This is a genomic window from Polaribacter sp. WD7 (assembly GCF_003335085.1).
Classification (GTDB): domain Bacteria; phylum Bacteroidota; class Bacteroidia; order Flavobacteriales; family Flavobacteriaceae; genus Polaribacter.
Genome location: NZ_QPEJ01000018.1, coordinates 846073 through 869349 on the forward strand (window position 1 = coordinate 846073; position 23277 = coordinate 869349).

At 32.1% G+C, this 23277-nt stretch carries 11 protein-coding genes; all 11 read left to right on the forward strand.

The genetic code is table 11. The features are described from left to right. Positions 1-98: 98 nt before the first annotated feature. The 11 genes from DUT90_RS12975 to DUT90_RS13020 all read left to right on the forward strand — a co-directional run bounded on the left by DUT90_RS12975 (position 99) and on the right by DUT90_RS13020 (position 23268). Complete coding sequence (locus DUT90_RS12975) at positions 99-3626, forward strand: sulfatase-like hydrolase/transferase (RefSeq protein ID WP_114427600.1); 3528 nt, start codon at positions 99-101, stop codon at positions 3624-3626. A gap of 157 nt (positions 3627-3783) precedes the next feature. Beyond that, positions 3784-5901, forward strand: a complete 2118-nt coding sequence (locus DUT90_RS12980) for a BNR-4 repeat-containing protein (RefSeq protein WP_114427601.1) — start codon at positions 3784-3786, stop codon at positions 5899-5901. Positions 5902-6462: 561 nt separating this feature from the next. Beyond that, positions 6463-8607: a T9SS type A sorting domain-containing protein gene (locus DUT90_RS12985; protein WP_114427602.1), complete on the forward strand. Its 2145-nt coding sequence runs from the start codon at positions 6463-6465 to the stop codon at positions 8605-8607. A gap of 36 nt (positions 8608-8643) precedes the next feature. Then, entirely contained in the window at positions 8644-8820 is a 177-nt protein-coding gene (locus DUT90_RS13415; protein WP_181858203.1) for a hypothetical protein, read from the forward strand. Positions 8821-8977: 157 nt separating this feature from the next. Beyond that, positions 8978-9637, forward strand: a complete 660-nt coding sequence (locus DUT90_RS12990; RefSeq protein WP_114427603.1) for a hypothetical protein — start codon at positions 8978-8980, stop codon at positions 9635-9637. Then, entirely contained in the window at positions 9634-12588 is a 2955-nt protein-coding gene (locus DUT90_RS12995; protein ID WP_114427604.1) for a glycoside hydrolase family 2 protein, read from the forward strand. The genes DUT90_RS12990 and DUT90_RS12995 overlap by 4 nt, the downstream gene beginning before the upstream one ends. Before the next feature lie 161 nt (positions 12589-12749). Then, positions 12750-14108, forward strand: coding sequence for a family 43 glycosylhydrolase (locus DUT90_RS13000; protein ID WP_258848563.1), 1359 nt, complete (start codon positions 12750-12752; stop codon positions 14106-14108). A gap of 10 nt (positions 14109-14118) precedes the next feature. Then, positions 14119-16389, forward strand: coding sequence for a glycoside hydrolase family 3 N-terminal domain-containing protein (locus DUT90_RS13005; RefSeq protein WP_114427690.1), 2271 nt, complete (start codon positions 14119-14121; stop codon positions 16387-16389). A gap of 7 nt (positions 16390-16396) precedes the next feature. Next, a complete protein-coding gene (locus DUT90_RS13010) occupies positions 16397-17545 on the forward strand; it encodes a glycoside hydrolase family 105 protein (protein WP_114427605.1) in 1149 nt (382 codons plus the stop codon). A 36-nt stretch (positions 17546-17581) separates the two neighbouring features. After that, entirely contained in the window at positions 17582-19756 is a 2175-nt protein-coding gene (locus DUT90_RS13015) for a beta-xylosidase (protein ID WP_114427606.1), read from the forward strand. 137 nt (positions 19757-19893) lie between these two features. Beyond that, entirely contained in the window at positions 19894-23268 is a 3375-nt protein-coding gene (locus tag DUT90_RS13020) for a T9SS type A sorting domain-containing protein (RefSeq protein WP_114427607.1), read from the forward strand. Positions 23269-23277: the final 9 nt, after the last annotated feature.

The following is a 23277-nucleotide window of genomic DNA, read 5'->3' on the forward strand; positions in this document are numbered from 1 at the left end:
GGCAGGATACAATTCAATCCCTTATTTTTTACATTTATCAGCTTATAATTTTTGTAAAAATCAAACTCAAAATAAATAATACTTTAACAAAACAAGATATGTTTAAAAATAGTTTTTTACTAGCACTACTTTGTGTTTTTAATGGTTTGCTTTCGGTAAACGCGCAACAAAAAGCAGATTCAGAAAAACCGAATATTATTTTTATACTAACAGACGACCAACGTTTTGACGCTATTGGTTATGTAGGAAATAAATTTGTACAAACTCCAGAAATGGACGATTTAGCAAAAAATGGAACTTATTTCAATTCTGCTATTGTAACTACACCTATTTGCGCAGCAAGTAGAACAAGTCTTTTAACTGGATTGTATGAAAGATCTCATAACTTTAACTTTCAAACAGGTAATGTAAGAGATGAGTATATGGACAATTCTTATCCAAGATTATTAAAAGATAACGGATATTATACTGGTTTTTTTGGGAAATATGGTACCAGATACAATGACTTAGATAAACAATTTCACGAGTACGAATCTTATGATAGAAATAACCAATACAAAGATAGAAGAGGATATTACTACAAAACTATTGGTAAAGATACAGTACACTTAACAAGATATACAGGGCAACAAGCTTTAGATTTTATAGACAAAAATGCAGGTAACAATAAACCATTTTGCTTGTCATTAAGTTTTAGTGCACCTCATGCACATGATAAAGCTCCAAAACAATACTTTTGGCAAGAACAGTTAGATGCTATGCTAGAAGATACCACAATTCCAGAACCTGAATTGGGTGATGACAAATACTTTTTAGCACAACCAAAAATTGTTAGAGATGGTTTTAACAGATTGCGTTGGACTTGGAGATATGATACTCCAGAAAAATACCAACATAGTTTAAAAGGATATTACAGAATGATTTCTGGGGTTGATTTAGAAATCAAAAAAATCCGTCAAAAACTAAAAGAAAAAGGTCAAGATAAAAATACAGTTATCATTGTAATGGGTGATAATGGATACTTTTTAGGAGAACGTCAGTTCGCAGGAAAATGGTTAATGTACGATAATTCAATAAGAGTTCCGCTAATTGTTTTTGATCCAAGAGAAGAGCAACATCAAGATATAGATGATATGGTGTTAAATATAGATGTACCTCAAACTATTGTTGATTTGGCAGGTATAGAGGCACCTAAAACTTGGCAAGGTAAAAGTTTGATGCCTTTAGTAAAACAAGAGAAAAAATCTATAGAAAGAGATACTATTTTAATAGAACATATTTGGGATTTTAAAAATATTCCACCAAGTGAAGGAGTTCGTACTAAAAAATGGAAATATTTTAGATACGTAAACGATAAGACAATTGAAGAATTGTATAATTTAGAAAAAGATCCTCAAGAAATTAAAAATCTTGTTGGTAAAAGAAAATACAAAGAAGTTTTAGCAAATTTAAGAGCCAAAACTGATGAATTAATTCAAAAAAACAGTAACGAGTTCAGAGCAGCACCTACAGATTTAACAGTAGAATTAATTAGAAAACCAGAAGCAGATGTACAAATTTTTGATTTAAAACCAGAGTTTGGTTGGACAGTTCCTTTAGGAGCTAAATTTCAAGGAGCTTATCAAATCTTAGTGGCTTCTAACAAAAAAACACTAGATGCTAATAATGGAGATATTTGGGATAGTCGCAGAGTTGCATCATTACAATCAACAGATGTAGAATATAAAGGAAAGCCTTTAGAAGTTGGTAAAACATATTTTTGGAAGGTTAGAATTTGGGATGAAGAAAATAGATTAGTAGATTATTCTGAGGCTCAAAAATTTACCACAGGCAAAAGTGATAGCTATATTATTTCTACAGAAAATAAATTTGTAACCACTAAAGTAAAACCAGTAAAATTTGACAAAAGAGACGCTTTTTATTTTATAGATTTTGGTAAAGCTGCTTTTGCAACTATGAATTTTACGTACAATGCAAAAACGCCTCATACATTAACCGTTAGAGTTGGTGAAATGTTGAACGAAAAAGGAAATGTAAATAGAATTCCACCAGCAAAAAGTAATATTCGTTATCAAGAGATAAAAGTAGATGTAAAACCAGGGCAAACTCAATACCAAATAAAGGTACAACAAGATGAACGTAATACAAGAGCTAATAAAGCAGTGCCGTTGCCTAATGGTTTTCCTCCGTTAGTTCCTTTTAGATATGCAGAAATAGAAGGCTTTAAAGGAGAACTTAGTGCAACAGATTTTACTCAATTAGCTTTTCATACGTATTGGAATGAAAATGCAAGTAGTTTTAAAAGTGACAATAAAATCTTAAATCAAGTTTGGGATTTGTGTAAATATTCTATAAAAGCAACAACTTTTAATGGGTTATATGTAGATGGAGATAGAGAACGAATTCCTTATGAAGCAGACGCATATTTAAATCAATTAAGTCACTACACAACAGATAGAGAGTATGCAATGGCTAGAAGAACTATTGAGTACTTTATGAAAAATCCTACGTGGCCAACAGAGTGGCAGCAACATGTACCCTTGTTAATTTATGCAGATTATATGTATACAGGAAATACAGAGTTAATAGCTCGTTATTATGAAGCCTTAAAACATAAATCTTTGTATGAATTGTCTAATGAAGACGGATTAATCACGTCTACAAAGGTTGATGCGGATTTTATGAAAAAGTTAGGTTTTCCTGAAGGATATAAAAAGCCACTTACAGATATCGTAGATTGGCCTTCTAAGAATTTTTATGGTAGTAAAACCAAAGGAGAACGTGATGGTTTTGTGTTTAAACCTTATAGTACCGTAATCAATTCATTTTTCTATGAGAATATGAAAATTATGGCAGAATTTGCTAAAATTTTAGGAAAAACTCAAGAAGCTTTAGATTTCGAGTACAGAGCTGCTAAAGCTAAAAAAGCTGTAAACGAACAAATGTTTGATAAAGAAAGAGGAGTGTATGTAGATGGTATTGGTACAGATCATGCATCGTTACATGCCAACATGATGCCTTTGGCTTTTGGTTTGGTACCAGAAGAACATTATCAATCTGTAGTAGATTTTGTAAAATCTAGAGGTATGGCTTGTAGTGTTTACGGAGCTCAATTTTTAATGGATGGTTTATATAATGCAGGTGAAGCAGACTATGCTTTAGAGTTGTTGGCTAGCAATGCCAAAAGAAGTTGGTATAATATGATAAGGATTGGTTCTACAATTACTTTAGAAGCTTGGGATTACGAGTATAAAGTAAATCTAGACTGGAATCATGCGTGGGGAGCAGTACCAGCAAACGTTATTCCAAGAGGGTTATGGGGTATAAAACCCAAAACTCCAGGTTTTGGTATAGCAAGTATTAAGCCTCAAATGGGTAAACTAAAATCAAGCTTTATAGAAGTACCTACGGTAAGAGGAACTATTAAAGGAAAATATACTTATAACGGAAGAAGATTACAGACTTACGAAATCGAAATTCCAGGAAACATGGTGGCAGAATTTTCCTTAAACGGATTAGATGGTAAAGACTTATTACACAACGGTCATAAAATTGCACCGGCATTTGAATCTATAAGATTGTCTCCGGGAAAACATATCATACAGCTAAAAATAAATTCTTTTTAATTTTTTTGCTAAATATTTGTAATGAATAGCGGTAATAATAGACAAAATAAAGGTAGTTTTTTTAACTACCTTTTTTTTATGTCAAAAGTACTTTAGATATAGTCTAAAATATAGAAGGCAAGTAACCGTATTACTATTTTAATTTTTATTATAAAACATGAAAAAATTATTGACTTTTATTTTTATTGTAGGTTTTTTAACTACAATTAATGCTCAAGATGAATTAGTTGTAACTCTAGATAATGCAACTAAAGTGTCTAAAGATGATGAGGGGGGGTTGTTCTTTGCAGGAACAAGAAATGTTAACTTTAGATTTTCTCAAAGAATATCACCTCATGGAGATTGTGTAGATGTAATTAATGGTTACGCATTTGTTACTTGGTACAAAGGAGGTATGGACAAACGTAATTTAATGTTGTCTAGAAAAAATTTAAATGTAGAAAATTCCCCTTGGGTAACTATAGAGTTTCCTCATAGACATATTGGCCAAGGAGGTGAGTTGTTAAGAGGAACAGGAATTAGAGGAGACTCTCATAATACAGCAGCAATAGGAGTAAGCACAATAGACAACACCATTCATATTATTTATGATTTGCATGCTTATAGTAGGTCAAGTTTACCTAATGATTTCTTTAATTATTCAGTATCTAAAAAAGATATGGCTTTTGTATCTGATGAAGATTTTACAATAGATATTTTTGAAGACAAAAAAACATTTTTAAGATCTGGACAAAATTATGAACGAATGACTTACCCAATGATACATAGAGCAGATGATGGTAGTTTGGTTGCTAGATATAGAAGAGGTGGTTCAGGAAATGGAGATATTTTAATGGCACATTATAATGGAACTGGATGGACAAGCAATTGGCTATTTCAAGATGGTACTTTACCACAACCTAATAGAAATAGTCTGTACGGTGGAGAACGTTTTATAAATGGTAAATTTTATGCGGGTTTCTCAATTCGTTATGCAACAAATAACAGCAGTAGTACAAGTAATGGTTTTTCATTAAATAGTGGGTTATATTATGCTTATACCAATGGTATTCCTAGAAATCAGTCTGGTACGCAATGGTTTGATGTAAATGATAAACCAATATCATTACCTATTAGAAATAATATTAACCCTACTTTAGATCCTGTACAAATTGGACAGCCAGGTGATGATTTTGGAACAGCAACATTACCAAGAACTTCTGCAGACCCATCTTGGACAGTAACAAAAAACGGAGCAATACATTTTATCACTAGGGTAGATAATAGAAATGTACATTATTATAGAGCACCAGGAGCAACAACATTTTCTAGCAATGTTGGCGGTTTAATTCCTAACCCAGAAGTTAGAGGAGAGATTTATAGTTATAAAGACCATGTATACATGGTAGAAATTATAGGAGGTAGACTTCATGTAAAATCTACCCCAGAAGGACAAAATGATTGGAAAATTGTTTACAGAGGAAATGAAACCATCCTTTTTGATCATTTTGATGCCTTTGTTGAAGGAGATAAATTATACGTGTATTTGATGGAAGATACTAGAAATAATAGGGTAGGTGAAGGAGATAGTCGTCCTTTATACTTTCAAGAATTTACTTTATCTGAAACTGAAGAAGATACACCAGAAGAAAATCAAGCAACGATTGTTTTAGAGGCAGAAAACTTTACATCGGCAACAGAAGGTGTTGTGGTAAGTAATAATGATGCTGCATCTGGTGGTCAAATCATAGGGGAGTTTAGATCAAATCAATTTTTAGAATATAGATTTCAGGTAGAAGAACCTGGTACTTATGATTTTAGTTTATTTGCAGCAAATAGAAATAGAGACGACTCTATAATGGATATTGAAATTAACGGTACACTATTTAGTACTGTAAATATTACTAGAACTTTTGATTGGAATGTCTATCAAGCATCAACAATTTCAAACATTACGTTAATTGGTGGAGAAAATACAATAAGACTCGTACAAAAAAGATCACTTTCTAGTAGGCTAGATAGAATAGAATTACGCTTAAAAACAGTATTAAGTACTAGTGTGTTTAATGAAGAAAATATAGCAATTTATCCAAATCCGAGTAATGGAATCTTCAATATCAATACTAATTTTCAAAATGTAAAGTATGAGTTAATTAGCGTTCAAGGTAGAACATTAGAACAAGGTAGTTTAGATAAAAAACAGTTAGATTTTTCAAACTTAGCTAAAGGAATTTATTTACTTCGTTTAAACTCAGAGAATAATGCTACTTTTATGAAAAGGATTGTTATAGAGTAAGCTTAAACAGAAATCTTATAAAATGTAAAGCACCAAAGGAGAAATAATTATTTATTCTCCTTTGGTGTTTTTTTTGTCTTAATTTATAACAGTTTAAGTTTTAAGATGTAAGAATGACCCTTTTTTTAGAGGTGTTTTTTGACAAATTATAACGCTCGATAAGCAAGCTGAGAAAAATTCACGTGATTTCTTAAAAAACTAAATGCTTTTACAAAAAGTAATAATGGCAAAAACTATAATATAATCAAATTTAAACCAGTGAAGAAATTAATACTTAAAAAAAAGACAATTAGTTTGAAAAGCCCAATCTTGTAGATTAAATAATTTTTTTATTAGTTAAATCACTAGAGTTTTAAAGGTTAAAAAAGAATAGGGTTTGCTTAAATTTATATGTATTTTATCTTTTTTATATCCTATTTTAACCTTTAAAACAGAATAGTACAGGATACCTATACTTTTTTATTCTCATATTATTGTAATTGCATAAACTAAATCAACAATAAAAAAACATATCCCTATGTTGTTTATTTAATTGGAAATTAACAAATTAAATCAATAATTATGAGAAAAAATTTACTTAAACTATTATTTGCTGCACTGCTTATAAATTGTTCAGCAATTTATGGTCAAACGGCACTTCCAGGTACAGTTGAAGTAGAAACAGGTACTAATGGTGGTATTGTTACTATTGGCGCTACAAGTGTAAGTAATTTACGTGGTGGTAGTGCCAATTTTATAACAAATAGTGTTACTGTTGCAACTGCAGGAAATTACGATTTTACGTTCACTTACAGAAGAAATGGTGGTGCAGCATCAGCAACTATGGAAATTGTAAGTCCTGCTTCAACTTTATTTACAGCATTTTCTATGCCGGGAACAACTGGTTTTGAAACTGTAACAAAAACTAATGTTGCTTTAGCTGCTGGAACCTATGATATTAAATTTTACAATGGCAATGGTAATGGGATTGCTTTAGATAAATACGAAGTAACAGCAGTAGGTGCAAGTCCTACTATGACATCTAGTAAATCTGGAAATTGGGATGATCCAACTGTTTGGGTTGTATCTGGGCCAGTAGCAACTGTTCCTAGTACAACACCTACAGCAGAATATGATGTAATAGTGAGTACTGATCATGATATAAACATAAACGATGGTGTTAATGCTGAATGTTTAGATTTAGTTACTGGTGGAGGAGGTTCAGATACTGATGTTAATGCAGGAGGTAGTTTAATAGTTAATGGTGACATTACGATTACTAGATTTGATAATGGTTTTCGAATATTTCCTTCTTTAACAAAAGAAGCTCCATTTGTTTTAAAAGGGAATTATGAATCAGGTGGTTCTAGTAGGAGAATCATTTATACGAGACCACTTGATGAAAGTAGTATAGATGGTACTGCTCGTAAATGGTTTTTAGTATCTAATCCATTTATATCAACAAATAAAGCTAATTCTATAGATAGGTTTGATTTGTTTACAAATACAACTAATGGCGATGGCTCTTTACAATCTATTGGGACTTATGACAATACAAAAACATCAGGTTCAAAATATGTATACAGAGCTTCTGCGGATGGCTCGGGTCTTGTAGATGGAGGAGGTTATATAGTTGCCGTAAATAATGCAGGATCTGCAGCTGATATTACATTTAGAGGGTTTTATAACCATGATATAGGTAGCATTTCTCAGACAGCAATAACCTTTGACGCTACACAAATGGATGGTTTTAATTTAGTAGGTAATCCATACTTATCTTATATACATACAAATTCTTTATCAGATGCTACTCATAACTTTTTTGATGATAATGCAGATAGATTAAACACAAATACAATTTGGCTTTGGGATGGTAATACTAGTTCTTTTTCAGTTGTAAATGAGGCTACTGCGCATAGTATTGCTCCTGGGCAAGGTTTCTTTGTAGAAACTACTGCAGCTAAAGCAGGTAACTTAACTTTTGATAAAGATTTACAAACTATTACTTCTAATGGAAATGTTTTATCAAAAACGTCTAACAATAGATTTGAAATTAATTTATCAGTTTCTGTTGGAAAATTAAGTAGAAAAACTTCAATTTTATACATAGACAATAAAACTACTTCTTTTGATAATGGATATGATAGTACAATTTTTGGAGGTTTTGCTTCAGAACTAGAGTTATATACAGGATTAGTTGAAGGTGGTTCTGATAAAAAGCTTGGAATTCAGTCATTGCCAAATTCAGATTATGAAAGCATGATAATTCCAGTAGGTGTTACTGCTAAAGCAAATTCTGAAATTTCTTTTTCTGCTGAAACTTTAAATGTACCAAATGGTTACAATGTTGTTTTAGAAGATAGAACTAATAACGTATTTACTACTTTAACTGATGATAATTCAGAATACAATACAATAGTTACAGATAAAAATACAGATGGTCGTTTCTTTTTACATGTAACCTCTTCTGTATTATCTGCTGATGATGAGTTTATAAGTAGCGTTAGATTGTTTACAACAAATAATACAAACTTAAGAATTGTAGGTTTACAAAATGGTAATGCAACAATAAGTTTGTTTAACATTCTTGGAGAGCAAGTTTTAAGTTCTTCTTTTCAATCAAGTAGTGTGAATAATATTGCATTACCAACATTGGCAAGTGGCGTATATGTAGCTCAGTTAACTACTGACTCTGGTATAGTAAACAAGAAAATTGTTTTAGAGTAAAAAGAAATAAATAATAACTAAGCATACATATATATTATGAAAAATATAAATAATCCTCAAGAAGAAAATAAAGATATTACCCGTAAAGAAGCAATTAAAAAAATTGGTAATTACGGTAAATATGCAGCATTAACTGCATTAGGTACATACATGATTCTAAGCCCTCAAAAAGCTCAAGCACAAAGCCCAGAAGCTCCAGGTACAGGGTTTTAAATCTAATGGAGTCTCAATAGAAAAAGCACCAACTCATAATTATGAGTTGGTGTTTTTGTTTACAGCAAAATGAATTTTAAGACTAAAAACCTTACAGTACAGGATATTTTAATAAATTTCTATAGTTACATTTGCATCCAAAATTTAATAATCAATAGTGAAACACTTATTTAGAGTATTTGTATTAGTCGTATTTGCTTTAATATTAGGATGTAAAGTTTCTGAAATTTCCCAAAAACAAAAAAACACTAAGCATTCCATTTTTATTGAAGCCGAAAGCTCACAATCTAGCTTAAACAAATGGCAAATTGTAAAAAAAGGAGATATCAATTATGTAAAAGGATCTTCTAAGGAAACTTACTTAGAATTTATGGGAAACAAACCCATAACAGGTAAGCCCAACTCTCCTTTAGCATATAAATTTACTTCACCAAAAACAGGTAACTTTAAATTGATGCTAATGACTAGCAAACGATTGGAAGGTGTAAAAAGCGATTGGTGTAACGACGCTTTTGTAAGACTATCAGGAGATTATGAATCTGCGAGTAAATTGAACACAGAAGATTTACAAAAAGACATTAAAATTTTACAAGATGGTAATGATGAAGTACCAGAATTAGAGTGGCATTGGGCATCTACAGCAGAAAAAGACAGACATGTTTATAATGAGTTTATTTATAAACTAAAAGAAGGAGAAACCTATACCTTAACCTTATCAGGAAGGTCCAAACGTTTTAGTGTAGATTATATCGTACTATACGATACGGATACATTTGAAACTAACGAAGCAAAAAAACAATTTAAGATTAAGAAATGATTAAAAGAAATCTACTTGCAATTTTAGTATTAAGTTTTGTGTTTTTATTCAATATAAATGCGCAAGAAACTAGAGTGAAATACAACTTTAATCCAGACTGGAAATTTATTAAGGCAAACCCAAGCAATGCGCAAGTTGTTAATTATAATGATGCTTCTTGGAGTACCGTAAGTGCACCTCATACTTTTAATGATACAGATACTTTTGACGATCTGAGTATCGGAAAACACATTGGAGAGAAAAATCAGTTTAGAGGAACAGTTTGGTATAGAAAACACTTTAAATTACCAAAATCTGATGCTGGTAAAAAAATATATATTGAATTTGAATCTGTGCGTCAAATTGCAGATGTATACATTAACGGACAATATTTAGGAACCAACAAAACAGGTTTTATTCCTTTTGGATATGATCTTAGTCCCTATTTAAATTATGGTGATAAAGAAAATATCATCGCTGTTAAGGTAAATAACGATAGAGGAGAACATTTTAGAGACAATTTCCCATTAGTTTGGCATCACGAACATTGGCATCCAAATCATGGAGGAATTTATAGAAATGTGTTTCTGCATGTAATGGATCCCGTTCATATTACCTTGCCTTTGTATGATAATTTAAAAACGGTAGGTACCTATGTATATGCTGATAATATCTCAAAAAAGAAAGCAGACGTTCATATTTCAGCAGAAACGATTAACGAATCAAAAAGTGAGAAGAAAATTACTTTTGAGGCTAAAATTATTGATGCAGACGGCAAAGAAGTAAGCTGTACAAGAAAAACAGAAACGTTAAAAGCAGGCGAAACAGTTACATTTTCTACTAAAAACAAAGTAATCAAACCAAAATTATGGTATACGCGTAAACCTTACATGTATAAAGTGGTAACTACTTTAAAGCAAGGTGATAAAGAGTTAGATTCGTATACAACTCCTTTAGGAATCAGATCTTTTTATTTTAGTAAAGATACAGGCTTTCACAATAACGGAGAGTACGCTAAATTACATGGTTGGGGACAAAAACCAACTGCAGGATGGGCAGGTTTAGGAGCAGCACAACCAGATTGGTTAAAAGAATTTACCTATCGTTTAATGGACGAAGCTGGTGGTAATTTTATTCGTTGGGGACACTGTGCTGGTTCTCCAGCAGAAATAGCTATGGGAGATAAATATGGTTTTGCCACATTAATGCCTGGTGTAAGTGGAGAATCTGAAGATGAAGGAGAAACATGGGATATCAGAATTGCTGCGTTTAGAGACATGATTGTGTACTATCGTAATCATCCATCAATATTTATTTGGGAAGGTGGTAACTGGGCAGAAAGTGCAGCTCATTATGAAGAAATTTTAGAGATTATCAATACCTATGATCCTAACGGAAAACGATTGATGGGAAATAGAAGAGCAGACGTTAAAAATGATTCTGAAGAATATATCTCTATAGAAATTGGTACCGAAGGTTGGCAAAGAGAATATGCGCATTTGCCGTTAATAGAAAGTGAGTATTTAAGAGACGAAGGACCAAGACGTGCTTGGGACAAATTTACACCAGATGATAATTTTTGGACACATCCAAATTTATCAAGAAATGTATATAAAATAGGTTCAGAGGTTTTTGCCATTCGTCAAGTAGAAGATTGGTGGGAGAAAATGGGTAAAAAATCATACCATAGTGGAGGTGCAAACTGGGTCTTTACAGACGGTACTCATGGGGGTAGAAACCCTACAGAAGTTACTAGAGCAAGTGGAGAAGTAGATGCAGTAAGATTAAAAAAAGAAGCTTTTTATACAACAAAAGCAATGTGGAGACCAGAGGCTCAAATTCATGTAATTGGGCACTGGAATTATGCAGAAGATACTCAAAAAACAATGTATGTGGTTTCCAATTGTACAAAAGTCAAATTGTATATCAATGATAAATTAATTGGTACAGATGAAAAAGCAGATAGTGGATACTTGTTTAAATTTCCAAAAGTAAAATTTGAAGCTGGAGAAATAAAAGTTGAAGGCTATTTAAGTGATAAATTGCTAGTTTCTCAAACTAAAAAAACAGTTGGAGAACCAGTAGCTATTAAGTTAACACCAATTGTTGGTCCAGAAGGTTGGTTAGCTAATGGTTCTGATATTGCTTTAGTAGATTTCGAAATTGTTGATAAAAATGGAAATAGACATCCACTAGGAAGAAATACAGTAGACTTTACCATTTCTGGCCCTGGAATATGGAGAGGAGGTTACAATAGTAGCAAAGCAAACACAACCAATAACTTGTTTTTAGATGCAGAAGCGGGTATCAATCGTGTAGCAATTCGTTCTATGTTAGAAGCAGGAGAGGTAACTATTACAGCTAAAAGCGAAGGATTACAATCTGCATCGGTTACCATTTCTTCTAAAGCAGTAACTATTAGTAATGGAATATCTAAAGAACTACCACAAACGTATACGGTTGATTTTAATAGTGAAGAACCATTACCAATTTACACACCAAAAACAGAACCTTATAACCCTGCACGAGTTAATAAAAGCGACTTGTTTACAAAATTTAGTTATACTGGAAATGGTAAAGCAGCTTTAAGAAAAAATGTACATTGGGGAAAGAAAACCTATACAGATTTAGAGTATAATTATACAGTAATACCTAGGTATTTGGTGGGTGCAGAATATGTAAGAATGCCAAATTCTGATGGTAAATACTGGGCAAGAGACCAACTACAATTTATTGCAGGGGCAGATATGGAAATTTATATAGGACATGATGATAGAGTGCCAAGACCAGCATTTTTATTAAATGATTATGAAGATACAGGTGATGATGTAAATCTTGTAGGCGTAAAAATGTCTATTTTTAAAAGAGTAGCAACAAAAGGAGAAAGCATTATTATGGCAGGTAATAGTGATGGAGAAGTACCAGATAATACGAGAATGTACTTTGTAATTGGTAAAAAGATTAAAAAGTAAAAGATAAATTAGACTTCTTATTTTGTAGAGAAGCTTTCTGATAGAAATATAAAGGTATCCTAGACTATAACCATTATAGTACAGGATACTTTTTTCTTTTTTAGGTTGTATTTTTATTAATTGAATTTCTTGCAATAAAACGAGGCACAGATATTATAATTATGAAGATTAAAAAGATTTATAAAGCATTGATTATAATGTCTTTGTTTTTTTGCTTTACATCTTACACACAAAACCCAATCGTTGCCAATAAAGGGTTAAACGATCCTCATATTCATATTTTTAAAGATACGGCTTACGTATATGCTTCTCACGACAAATCAATTGATAACAAAAAGTTTATTATGGAAGACTGGTGGGTTTGGTCTTCACCAGATTTGGTGAATTGGATAAAGAGAAGTGTTTTAAACCCAAAGGATACTTATATTGGTAAAGATTTTACCAGATGTTGGGCAACAGATGTTGCGTATAGAAACGGAAAATACTACTGGTATTTTTCCGAAGGAAACCAACAAACAGGAGTTGTCGTGGGAGATTCTCCAGTTGGACCTTGGACAGATCCTGTTGGAAAACCATTATTAACATCAGAATTAACACCTACAGACGAATATGATATGGCTATTTTTGAGGATAATGGCGAGTATTATATCATTTTTGGTGTTTGGGATTATTATATTGCTAAGCTCAATTACGACATGATTAGTTTGGCAGAAAAGCCAAAGAAAATAATCATAAGTAACCCAAGAGGACCTTACAATCAAGACGGTAAGAATATAGAAAAACCTACAGATGACAAACCTTTTGTTCATAAATACAATGGTAAATATTATTTGTCTTGGGGATGTTTTTATGCGATGTCAGATAATGTTTATGGGCCTTATGATTACAAAGATTCGGTTATAAAAGAAGAAAGTTTTGCTAAAGGATATGATGAGCCTACTTGGCCAAACGGTTTTTTACAAGGTAGACATGGTTCTTTTTTTGAATGGAATAATCAATGGTATTATACCTATTGTGATATCAGCCAAACAGGAAATCGCTATTTTAGAGATACATTTATTAGCTACGTGCATTATAAAGAAAATGGAGAAATGGCAACGATAAGAGTTGATGGAGTTGGAGTTGCAAACTATAATAGTGCAAAAAAAATAGAGGCAGAAGATTATTTTAAAGCAGAAGGAATTCAAAAGAAAGCATATAAAGATAATTTTATTGTGCAAACAACAGCAAATAAAAGCTATTTGAACTATCCAAACATTAAACATTTAACCAATACATCTAAGCTTATTCTAAGTGTATTGGCTAAAAATGGAGGTGAGTTTTCAATCAAAATTGTAAAAGATAATTTGTCTGGAGAAATTTTAGCAAATCAAACGTTTGAATTATCACCAAATACAGAAAAAACAAAAGAAATTACCATAAATTTAGCGTCTTTAAAAAATACAGAAAATATTTATTTTTTAATAGAGCAATTAACCAATAATCAATTACAAATTGATTCGTTTTCATTTTCAAATTAATAAAAAAACAATGAGAAAACTATTAGTTTTATTTTTATCAACGATTCTTTTACAATCTTGCGAAGAATCATCAACATCTAAAAAAGATTATAAAGATGCTTCTTTATCTATAGATGAAAGAGTAGAGGCGTTATTGCCACTACTTTCTTTAGAAGAAAAAGTAGCACAAATGCGAATTTTTCATGCGAATATTGGCGCAAAACCAGACGCAAACGGAAACCTAAAGTTATCTGATAGAGTTATAAAAAAGCTAAAATTAGGTATTGCAGGAATAAAAAATCCAGGAGAACATATAGATCCGGTTGCTGCTGCTAAAATGAATAATGAGCTACAAAAATACATTATCGAAAACAACAGATGGGGTATTCCTGCACTGTTTGTAACCGAATCTTATAACGGTGTAGATGCAGAAGGTTGTACTCTTTTCGGTCGTCCAATGACGTCTGCGGCATCTTTTAACCCAGAATTGGTACAAAGACAGTGGGATATTGTAGGTAGAGAAGCGCGTTTAAGAGGTATGCACATGTGCCATTCTCCAGAAGCAGATTTAGTAAGAGATCCACGTTTTGGTAGAATGAGTGAGGCATTCGGAGAAGATACGTATTTAACTACTCAAATGGTTAAGAATGCCATTATTGGAGTACAAGGAAATTACGAAGGTTTAGGAAAAGGAACACACATTGGAGCAGTTGCTAAGCATTTTGCAGGTTATGGTCAAGTATTAGGAGGCTCTAACTTTGCTGCGATAGAAATTTCTGAAAGAACATTAATAGATGAAATTTATCCACCTTTTGAAGCGGCTGTAAAAGAAGCAAAAACGTTAGGAATTATGGCATCTCATGGAGATTTAAATGGAGTTGCATCTCATGGAAATAAAGACTTATTAACAGGAGTTTTAAGAGATGACTGGGATTTTAAAGGTTATGTAGTTTCAGATTCTAATGATATTGCACGTTTGTTTTATTTTATGAAAGTTGCAGAATCTCCGGAAGCTGCTGCACAAATGGGCTTAGAAGCAGGTATAGATATTGATTTATATGCAGAAGATTCGTATTCATATTTGCCAAAAATGGTAAAAGACAATCCTGAATTAGAAAAATTAATAGACAGATCTGTACGAAGAGTTTTAAGAACAAAATTTATTTTAGGATTGTTTGATAATCCTTATATCGACTTAGAAGAAACTAAAAAAGGAGTAAGAGCTGAATCATCATTACAATTAGCTAGAGAGTCAGATTTAGAATCTGTTATTCTACTAAAAAATGAAGAAAATACGTTGCCTTTGAATAAAAACAAGTCAACAAGAGTGGCTCTTTTAGGCCCTTTATTAAAAAAGAATACCAAAGAAATGTTTGAAGCTGCTGTAGGTAGTAGCAAAATTAAATTTATTGCTGAAAAAGGATTCAACTTAACAAACGAAAGAGGTGGAGCTCCAGAATTGTTAGACAGAGATCCAAAAGCAATTGCAAAATTGGTAAATACTGCTAAAAAAGCGGACGTTGTTGTGTTGTTTTTAGGAGGTGATAAATTTACAGCTAAAGAAGCTTATTTTAGCAATAGTACTTTAGGAGATAGAGCAACTATAGACCCTGTTGGTCCACAAGATGAATTGGTAGAAAAAATTACAGCATTAGGTAAAAAAGTAATTGTGGTTTTAAAACACAGAAGAACGTTGTCTATCAATACAATTGCAGAGAACGCAGATGCTATTTTAGATACTTGGGATTTAAGTGAATTTGGAGACGAGTCTACAGCTAAAATTATTTTTGGTGATGTTTCTCCTTCAGGGAAATCTCCTGTTACCATTCCAAGGTCAATCGGGCAATTGCCATATCATTATAGTATGAAGGAAATCAACTATAAAAAAGAATACTTATTTTTAGGAAAAGGACCTTTGTATCCTTTTGGGCATGGTTTAAGTTATGGTAAGTTTGATTATACTAATGTTAGTGTATCAAATTCAGAAATAACACCAGATACTGAGATTACTGCTAGCGTAACAGTTACCAATTCAGGAAAAGTAAAGGCTAAGGAAGTAGTTCAGATGTATATTAAAGATGAAATTGGTTCTGTAACAAGACCAGATAAAGAATTAAAAGGTTTTGAGAAAATTGAATTAGCGCCTGGAGAAAGCAAAACAGTATCTTTTACAATTACTCCAAAAATGTTAGAATTTACAGGTAAATCAATGGAAAAAGTTTTAGAAGCTGGAGATTATTCTGTAAAAATAGGAACATCATCAAAAGAATATTTAGAAGCAAAATTTAAATTAAAAAAGTAAATAGATAATGAAGAAATCAATCTTACTTATATTAGGAGTTTTTGTGTTTTTTAGCTGTTCTGTATCAAAAACAGCAGTAGTTCAAAAAGATGCAAACGTTAATACTGGCTTAGATAAAACAGCAATTAAAAAGTCAATGATTAAAGCTTTAGAATGGCAAGAAGCACATCCTATTTTTGCAATTCACCCTACAGATTGGACTGCAGGTGCATACTACACTGGTGTTGCAAGAGCACATAAAACAACAAAAAACATGATGTATATGGCTGCTTTAAAAAACCAAGCAGTTTGGAATAATTGGCAGACTTACAAGCGTTTGCATCATGCAGATGATGTTGCTATTTCATATAGTTATTTGTACATAGCAATGACAGATAAGAGGAAGAATTTTGTAGATTTAGAACCAACAAAAAAATTCTTAGATGCACATTTATACGAAACAAATAGATGGAAAGAAGGAAAGTCTAAAGATATTAAAGGAGAAACTATCTTGTGGTGGTGGTGTGATGCTTTGTTTATGGCACCTCCTGTTATCAATTTATATGCTAAAAAAACAAATGAGCCTAAATATTTAGATGATATGCATAAATATTATACAGAAACGTATAATAGATTGTATGACAAAGAAGAGAATTTATTTGCAAGAGATATGCGTTATGTCTGGCAAGGAAATGGAAAAGACAACAAAGAACCTAATGGTAAAAAAATATTCTGGTCTAGAGGAAACGGTTGGGTGTTTGGTGGTTTGGCATTAATTTTAGATGACATGCCAAAAGATTACAAACACCGTGATTTTTATGTAAATCTTTATAAAGAAATGGCAGCTAAATTATTAGCAATTCAACCAGAAGATGGTCTTTGGAGAACCAGTCTATTAAGCCCAGATTCTTACAATCATGGAGAAGTTAGTGGTAGTGGTTTTCATACGTTTGCTTTAGCATGGGGAATTAATAATGGTTTATTAGATAAAAAACATACACCAGCAGTTAAAAAAGCTTGGAAAGCTTTAGCTGCTTGCCAACATGAAGATGGTAGAGTAGGTTGGGTTCAAAACATTGGAGCGTCTCCAGAACCAGCATCTGCAGATAGCTGGCAAAATTTTGGTACTGGAGCTTTTTTAATGGCAGGAAGTGAAATCTTAAAATTAGAAAAATAATAGTAAGTGTAAAGAACAGTAAACAAAAGAGATATCATGAAAAAAATAATAGTGTTAGCGTTGTTGAGTTGTGTCTTACTAGCATGTAATTCACAGCAAAAAGAAAACAAAGCAATGAGTCAAGAAGATTCTGAAATTGCGAAAAAAGTAGAGGTCTTAATCAGCAAAATGACTTTAGATGAAAAAATTGCTGAAATGACGCAAGATGCTCCAGCAAACGATCGCTTGGGAATTCCGTATATGAAATACGGTGAAGCATTACACGGGTTATGGCTTGTTTTAGATTACTATGGTAATACAACTGTTTATCCTCAAGCTATTGCAGCTGCCTCAACTTGGGAGCCAGAACTTGTTAAAAAAATGGCTTCTCAAACAGCAATAGAAGCGCGTGCTCTAGGAGTTACACATTGTTATTCGCCTAATTTAGATGTAATTTCAGGTGATCCAAGATATGGGCGTGTAGAAGAATCTTATGGAGAAGATCCTTATTTAGTATCTAGAATGGGTGTGGCATTTATTCAAGGTTTACAGGGTATGGGAGATGAGCAATATGATGAAAACCATGTTCTTGCTACAGCGAAACATTTTATAGGTTACCCAGAGAATAGAAGAGGTATCAATGGTGGATTTAGTGATATGTCTGAGCGCAGATTAAGAGAAGTTTATTTACCACCTTTTGAAGCCGCTATAAAAGAAGCACAGATAGGTTCAATTATGCCAGGTCATCAAGATTATAATGGAATTCCAAACCATATGAATACCTGGCTACTAAAGGATATTTTACGAGATGAATTAGGTTTTAATGGTCTTATCGTTTCTGATAATAATGATATTGCGAGATTAGGAACCATGCATTTTATTGCTGAAAATAGAACTAAGGCAGCTCTTTTAGGATTAAAAGCGGGTGTTGATATGGATCTGGTAATAGGAAAGATTGAGAAACTTGCAGCATATAATAACAATGTGTTGAAAGATACAATAATTAAGAACCCTGAATTGGAGAAGTATATAGACAAAGCAACATCTCGTATTCTAACAGCAAAATATAAACTTGGTTTATTTGATACAGAGCCTAAAGAAATTGATACAGAAACTGTAAATGCTGGTAAAAAAGAACACCAAGAGTTTTCTTATGAAATGGCAAAAAAAGCTATCATTTTATTGAAAAATGAAGGAAATGTATTGCCTTTAGATATGTCTAAAATTAAATCTTTAGCAGTTATTGGTCCTAATGCACATGAAGATAGACCTAAAAAAGGAACCTATTCTTTATTAGGTGGCTATTCTGGTTTGCCTCCATTTTATGTTTCAGCTTTAGATGGTATTAAAGCAAAAGTAGGTGATAAGGTAAAAATCAATTACGCAAAAGGTTGTGATTTATTAAGCAATTCAAAAGCAGGATTTCCTGCAGCTATCTCAGCAGCAAAAAAATCAGATGCTGTAATTTTAGTAATTGGAGGTTCTAGAAGAACTGGTGGTGAAGGTGCAGATAGAGATAATTTAGATTTGTACGGAGTACAAAAAGAGTTGGTTACAGCAATACACAAAACAGGTAAACCTGTAGTAGCTGTTTTAATTAATGGTAGACCATTGTCAATTAATTATGTAGCAGAAAATATTCCTTCAATCTTAGAGACTTGGTATTTAGGTATTCGTTCTGGAGATGCTATTGCAGATGCTATTTTTGGTGATGTAAACCCTGGAGGAAAATTAACTGTTTCTTTTCCAAGATCTGTTGGTCAACTTCCTGTAACTTATTTAGAAAGACCAGATTTTATTGGTTCTGGTAAAGGGTTATTTATAAATAGTGATAAAAGTCCTTTATTTCCTTTTGGTTATGGATTAAGTTATACAACTTTTAAATATGGTACTCCAAAATTTGAAAACGCTACTATTGGAACAGATGGAAGCACAACGGTTTCTATAGAGGTTACCAATACAGGTAAAAGAGCAGGAGATGAAATTGTACAAATGTATGTAAGAGATGACTTTGCTTCTGTGGGGCGTTATAACAAGATGTTAAAAGGTTTTGAACGTATTTCATTACAACCAGGAGAAACAAAAACAGTTACTTTTACTTTAGGTTTTAATGAGTTAAATATATTAAACCAAGAAATGAAAAAAGTAGTAGAACCAGGGACTTTTACAATTTCAGTAGGTTCGTCTTCTCAAGAAAAAGATTTACTTACCGCAGTATTAAAGGTAAAATAATAAACTTTTTATTAGATAAATTTTAAACCTTCAATGTAAATTGAAGGTTTTTTTATGATTACTATTTTAGATTGCAGGATACAGCATGACAAGTTTTGTGATTTTTAGTTTTATATTTAAAACAATGAATTTATAGGATGAAAAAAACAATACTTGTATGGTTTGTATTACTAGTTTATAGTGCAGAAGCACAAATTTTTAAGCAAGATTTTAGTACTTCAAATTTTGTTGCTGATTATATTGGTAGTTCACCAAATTCAGGACAATTTAATGACATTGCTACAAACGGAACTAACTTTTTAACTAGTATTACCAATCAAGCATTACGATTTGATAGATCTGGTAATGGTACACTTTATGCATTTAGAAATATTTTATTTGAGAAAAATCCAAGATTTGTACAATTTAAATTAGATTTTGAAGCCTCTAAGCACGAGCTTAATAAAAATAACATTTTTGCAGTATTTGTTGGTGCTAATTTTACGAGTACTTCCATAGGTAGTTCAGGTAATTACGCAAGCAGATTTGGTATCAGCACAGTTGATAAAGAAGGCGATTTTAGAATTTCTACAATAGATAATATAGGAGGCGCACCAAGAACTTCTGTTTTTTCGGGCAAACAAACGTTAACTTTTATTGTAAACAATACACAAGAACAACAAACATATACTGCTCCAAATGGTACTTCAGAAACTATAGCAACAGGTAAAATGGATGTTTGGATAGGAGATACGAGAGGAATAAATGATTTCTCATTAAAAAATACAACATCACCAAAAGGAGACATTAATGGTTTTAAAATTCAAGCAACATCATCAACAGGAACAGGAGTTTTTGATTTTGACAATATAGAAATGACAGATCTTTTGGGAGATAGCGTTGTGGCAGAGAGAACACAATCGTTAGAGCATCCTCATATATGGGTTACCAATAAAGATAGGTCTGCAATCTTAGCTAATATAGCGCAACACAATTGGGCTTCTAGTTTGTTTAATCAATTAAAAAATAGAAACGCTACTATATATACTAATCATGCTTTAAATCCAAAAGCAGTTTTATCGTTAATTCCAACAATACCAGGAGACAGAACAACACACAGAACGCGTTTAAATGTAGGTGCTGAATGTGCTTTTTTATATTATCTTACGCAAGACAAAAGATATGCGCAAATAGCTTCAGACATTTTACATCATTATGTAAAAATGTTGAGTATTCAAAACCCAGAAACATTTCAATTTTATTCGGTTAATTTTAATCACCTTATTCCACCAAGAGAACTCTTTACAAGAGTGGCTATAATTTATGATTTTGTACAACCATTTTTGGCTAAGAAAACTACTACAGTTTTTGATTTGCAAGCAGAAGAACAAGTTAACTTTAACTTTGATACCTCTCAGAAGGCGTTTGAAGTTATGGCAAATAACGTAATAAAAGTAGGAGCAAATAATTCTAACCATCCCGTTTTAGAATTACCAGGAGCATTGTATAGTGTAATGTGTATGGAAGACGATGCAGTAAGAAAAACTTTTTTTGATAAATTATTAGATGGAGTCGAAAATTCAAATCAACCTGGAATAAACTGGATGTTAAACAGGTTTAGTGCAGAAGATAGGTTGTGGCCAGAGTCTGCAGGATATGGTAAGTTTACGCACGCATTATTTATTCAAATGATGGATGTTGTTGATCGCTATCAGCCAGAGCTTAACATTGTAGAAAATAATAAAGATATTATAGAAAGTATTTTTATCTACGAAAATTTTTTATACCCAAATGGAGCAACAATTGCTTACGGAGATATAGGTAGAACTTTTACAGATCATGCTCATATTTTTAGAAGTATTTTAAAAATAGCAGACAGAAAAGGATATACGGCACTAAAAAATAGAGCAGCTACTACGCTGCAAAAAATATATTTTGAACAAGGAGGTTACAATCCAACGATAACAAATCAAAGATTAGAGTGGAATGATCCTTTACAGTTATTTTGGGGAGTTCATATAGGTGATGAAATCAGTAATGCAGGAGAACACAATTATACTACTGTAAAAGCAACTCATGCAGGTGTTGTAATGCAGCGTAATTATTCTGATATAGATAATGAACAAAACGGATTGATGTATTATACAGGAGGAGGTACTTATGTACATGCTCATGCAGGAGGAATAGATATGGAGTTGTACGGAGCAGGTTATGTGATTGGACCAGATTATGGTGCTGCTGCTTTTGAGTCTGATTTGCATGAACAATATGCTGTTTCTCATGCAGCACATAATACTATTATTGTAAACGGTAGCTCTAGAAGAGGAGTGCCTAATTCTGGTACTTGGAATAATATTACAGATACAATTGCGCTACAAGCTGTAGAACCTAAACCTTACGAAAACCCTATTTCACAGAATTTTAGTTTTTCAACACAATTTTTAGATGACAATATCAATAATGTAGATCAACAAAGAACTAATGGTATTTTAAGAACAAGTAAAACTTCTGGGTATTATATTGATGTTTTTAGATCAAAATCCAATACCGAAAATAATTTTCATGACTACTTATTTCATGGTTTAGGAGACGCAGTACAAATAAAGTCTCAAGATGAAACGCTATTATTAAAGAATACGCCAGAAAGATATCAAAATGATATAGGAGATGAAAGAAAACAACCAGGATGGAGATGGTATTCTAATGCTAAAACATCAGAATTAACTAATAGTGAAATTTCTGTAAGATTTGATGTACAAGTTACCAATGATTTTTTACATGTGCATATTCCTGCTGGTGAAGAAAAAGAATATACTACTGCGTTGGCGCCACCAACTAAAGAAGTGAAAAACGGGTATAGTGCTAAGAATACACAGTTGTTTGTAATGCGTAAATATGGAGAAGCGTGGAATAAGCCATTTATTGCTATTTATGAGCCGTCAGCAAATTCAGAAAGTACTATAAAATCTACAGAACATATTGTAGAACATGATAAAATAGTAGGTGTAAAAGTAACTTCAGAAGTAAATAGACAAACTATAATAGATTATGTTTTTTCTAACGAATCAGATAAAGAGACAATACAAATACCTTCTCTTGGTATAAGGTTTGTGGGTAGGTTTGGTGTTGTTCGTGTGCAGCCAAAATTGACGACTACAGAGGTTTCTATGTATATTGGTAAAGGGCAGCAACTTTCTATTATGGATCAAAATCTTACTGCTGATGCAACAGGAAAAGCTTACAAAGAGGTAGTGTTAAATAAGGTGCTCTCAATATTAAAAAATAAAAATCAACAAGAAGCTATTTTAGTATCCCCAAACCCTAATTCTGGTGAATTAATTATAAATATTCCTAAATCTATAGAAAATGTTGATGTTGAGGTATTAGATGTAAATTCAAAACTAATTTTGTCAGTAACTAAAAATGTTATAGATGGTAAAATTCAATTAAGTATGGTAGATACAGCTAAAGGTGTTTATTTTATAAAATTAAATTTAATAAAACCTGTTTTTGTCAAATATATCAAAAATTAAAAATATTTT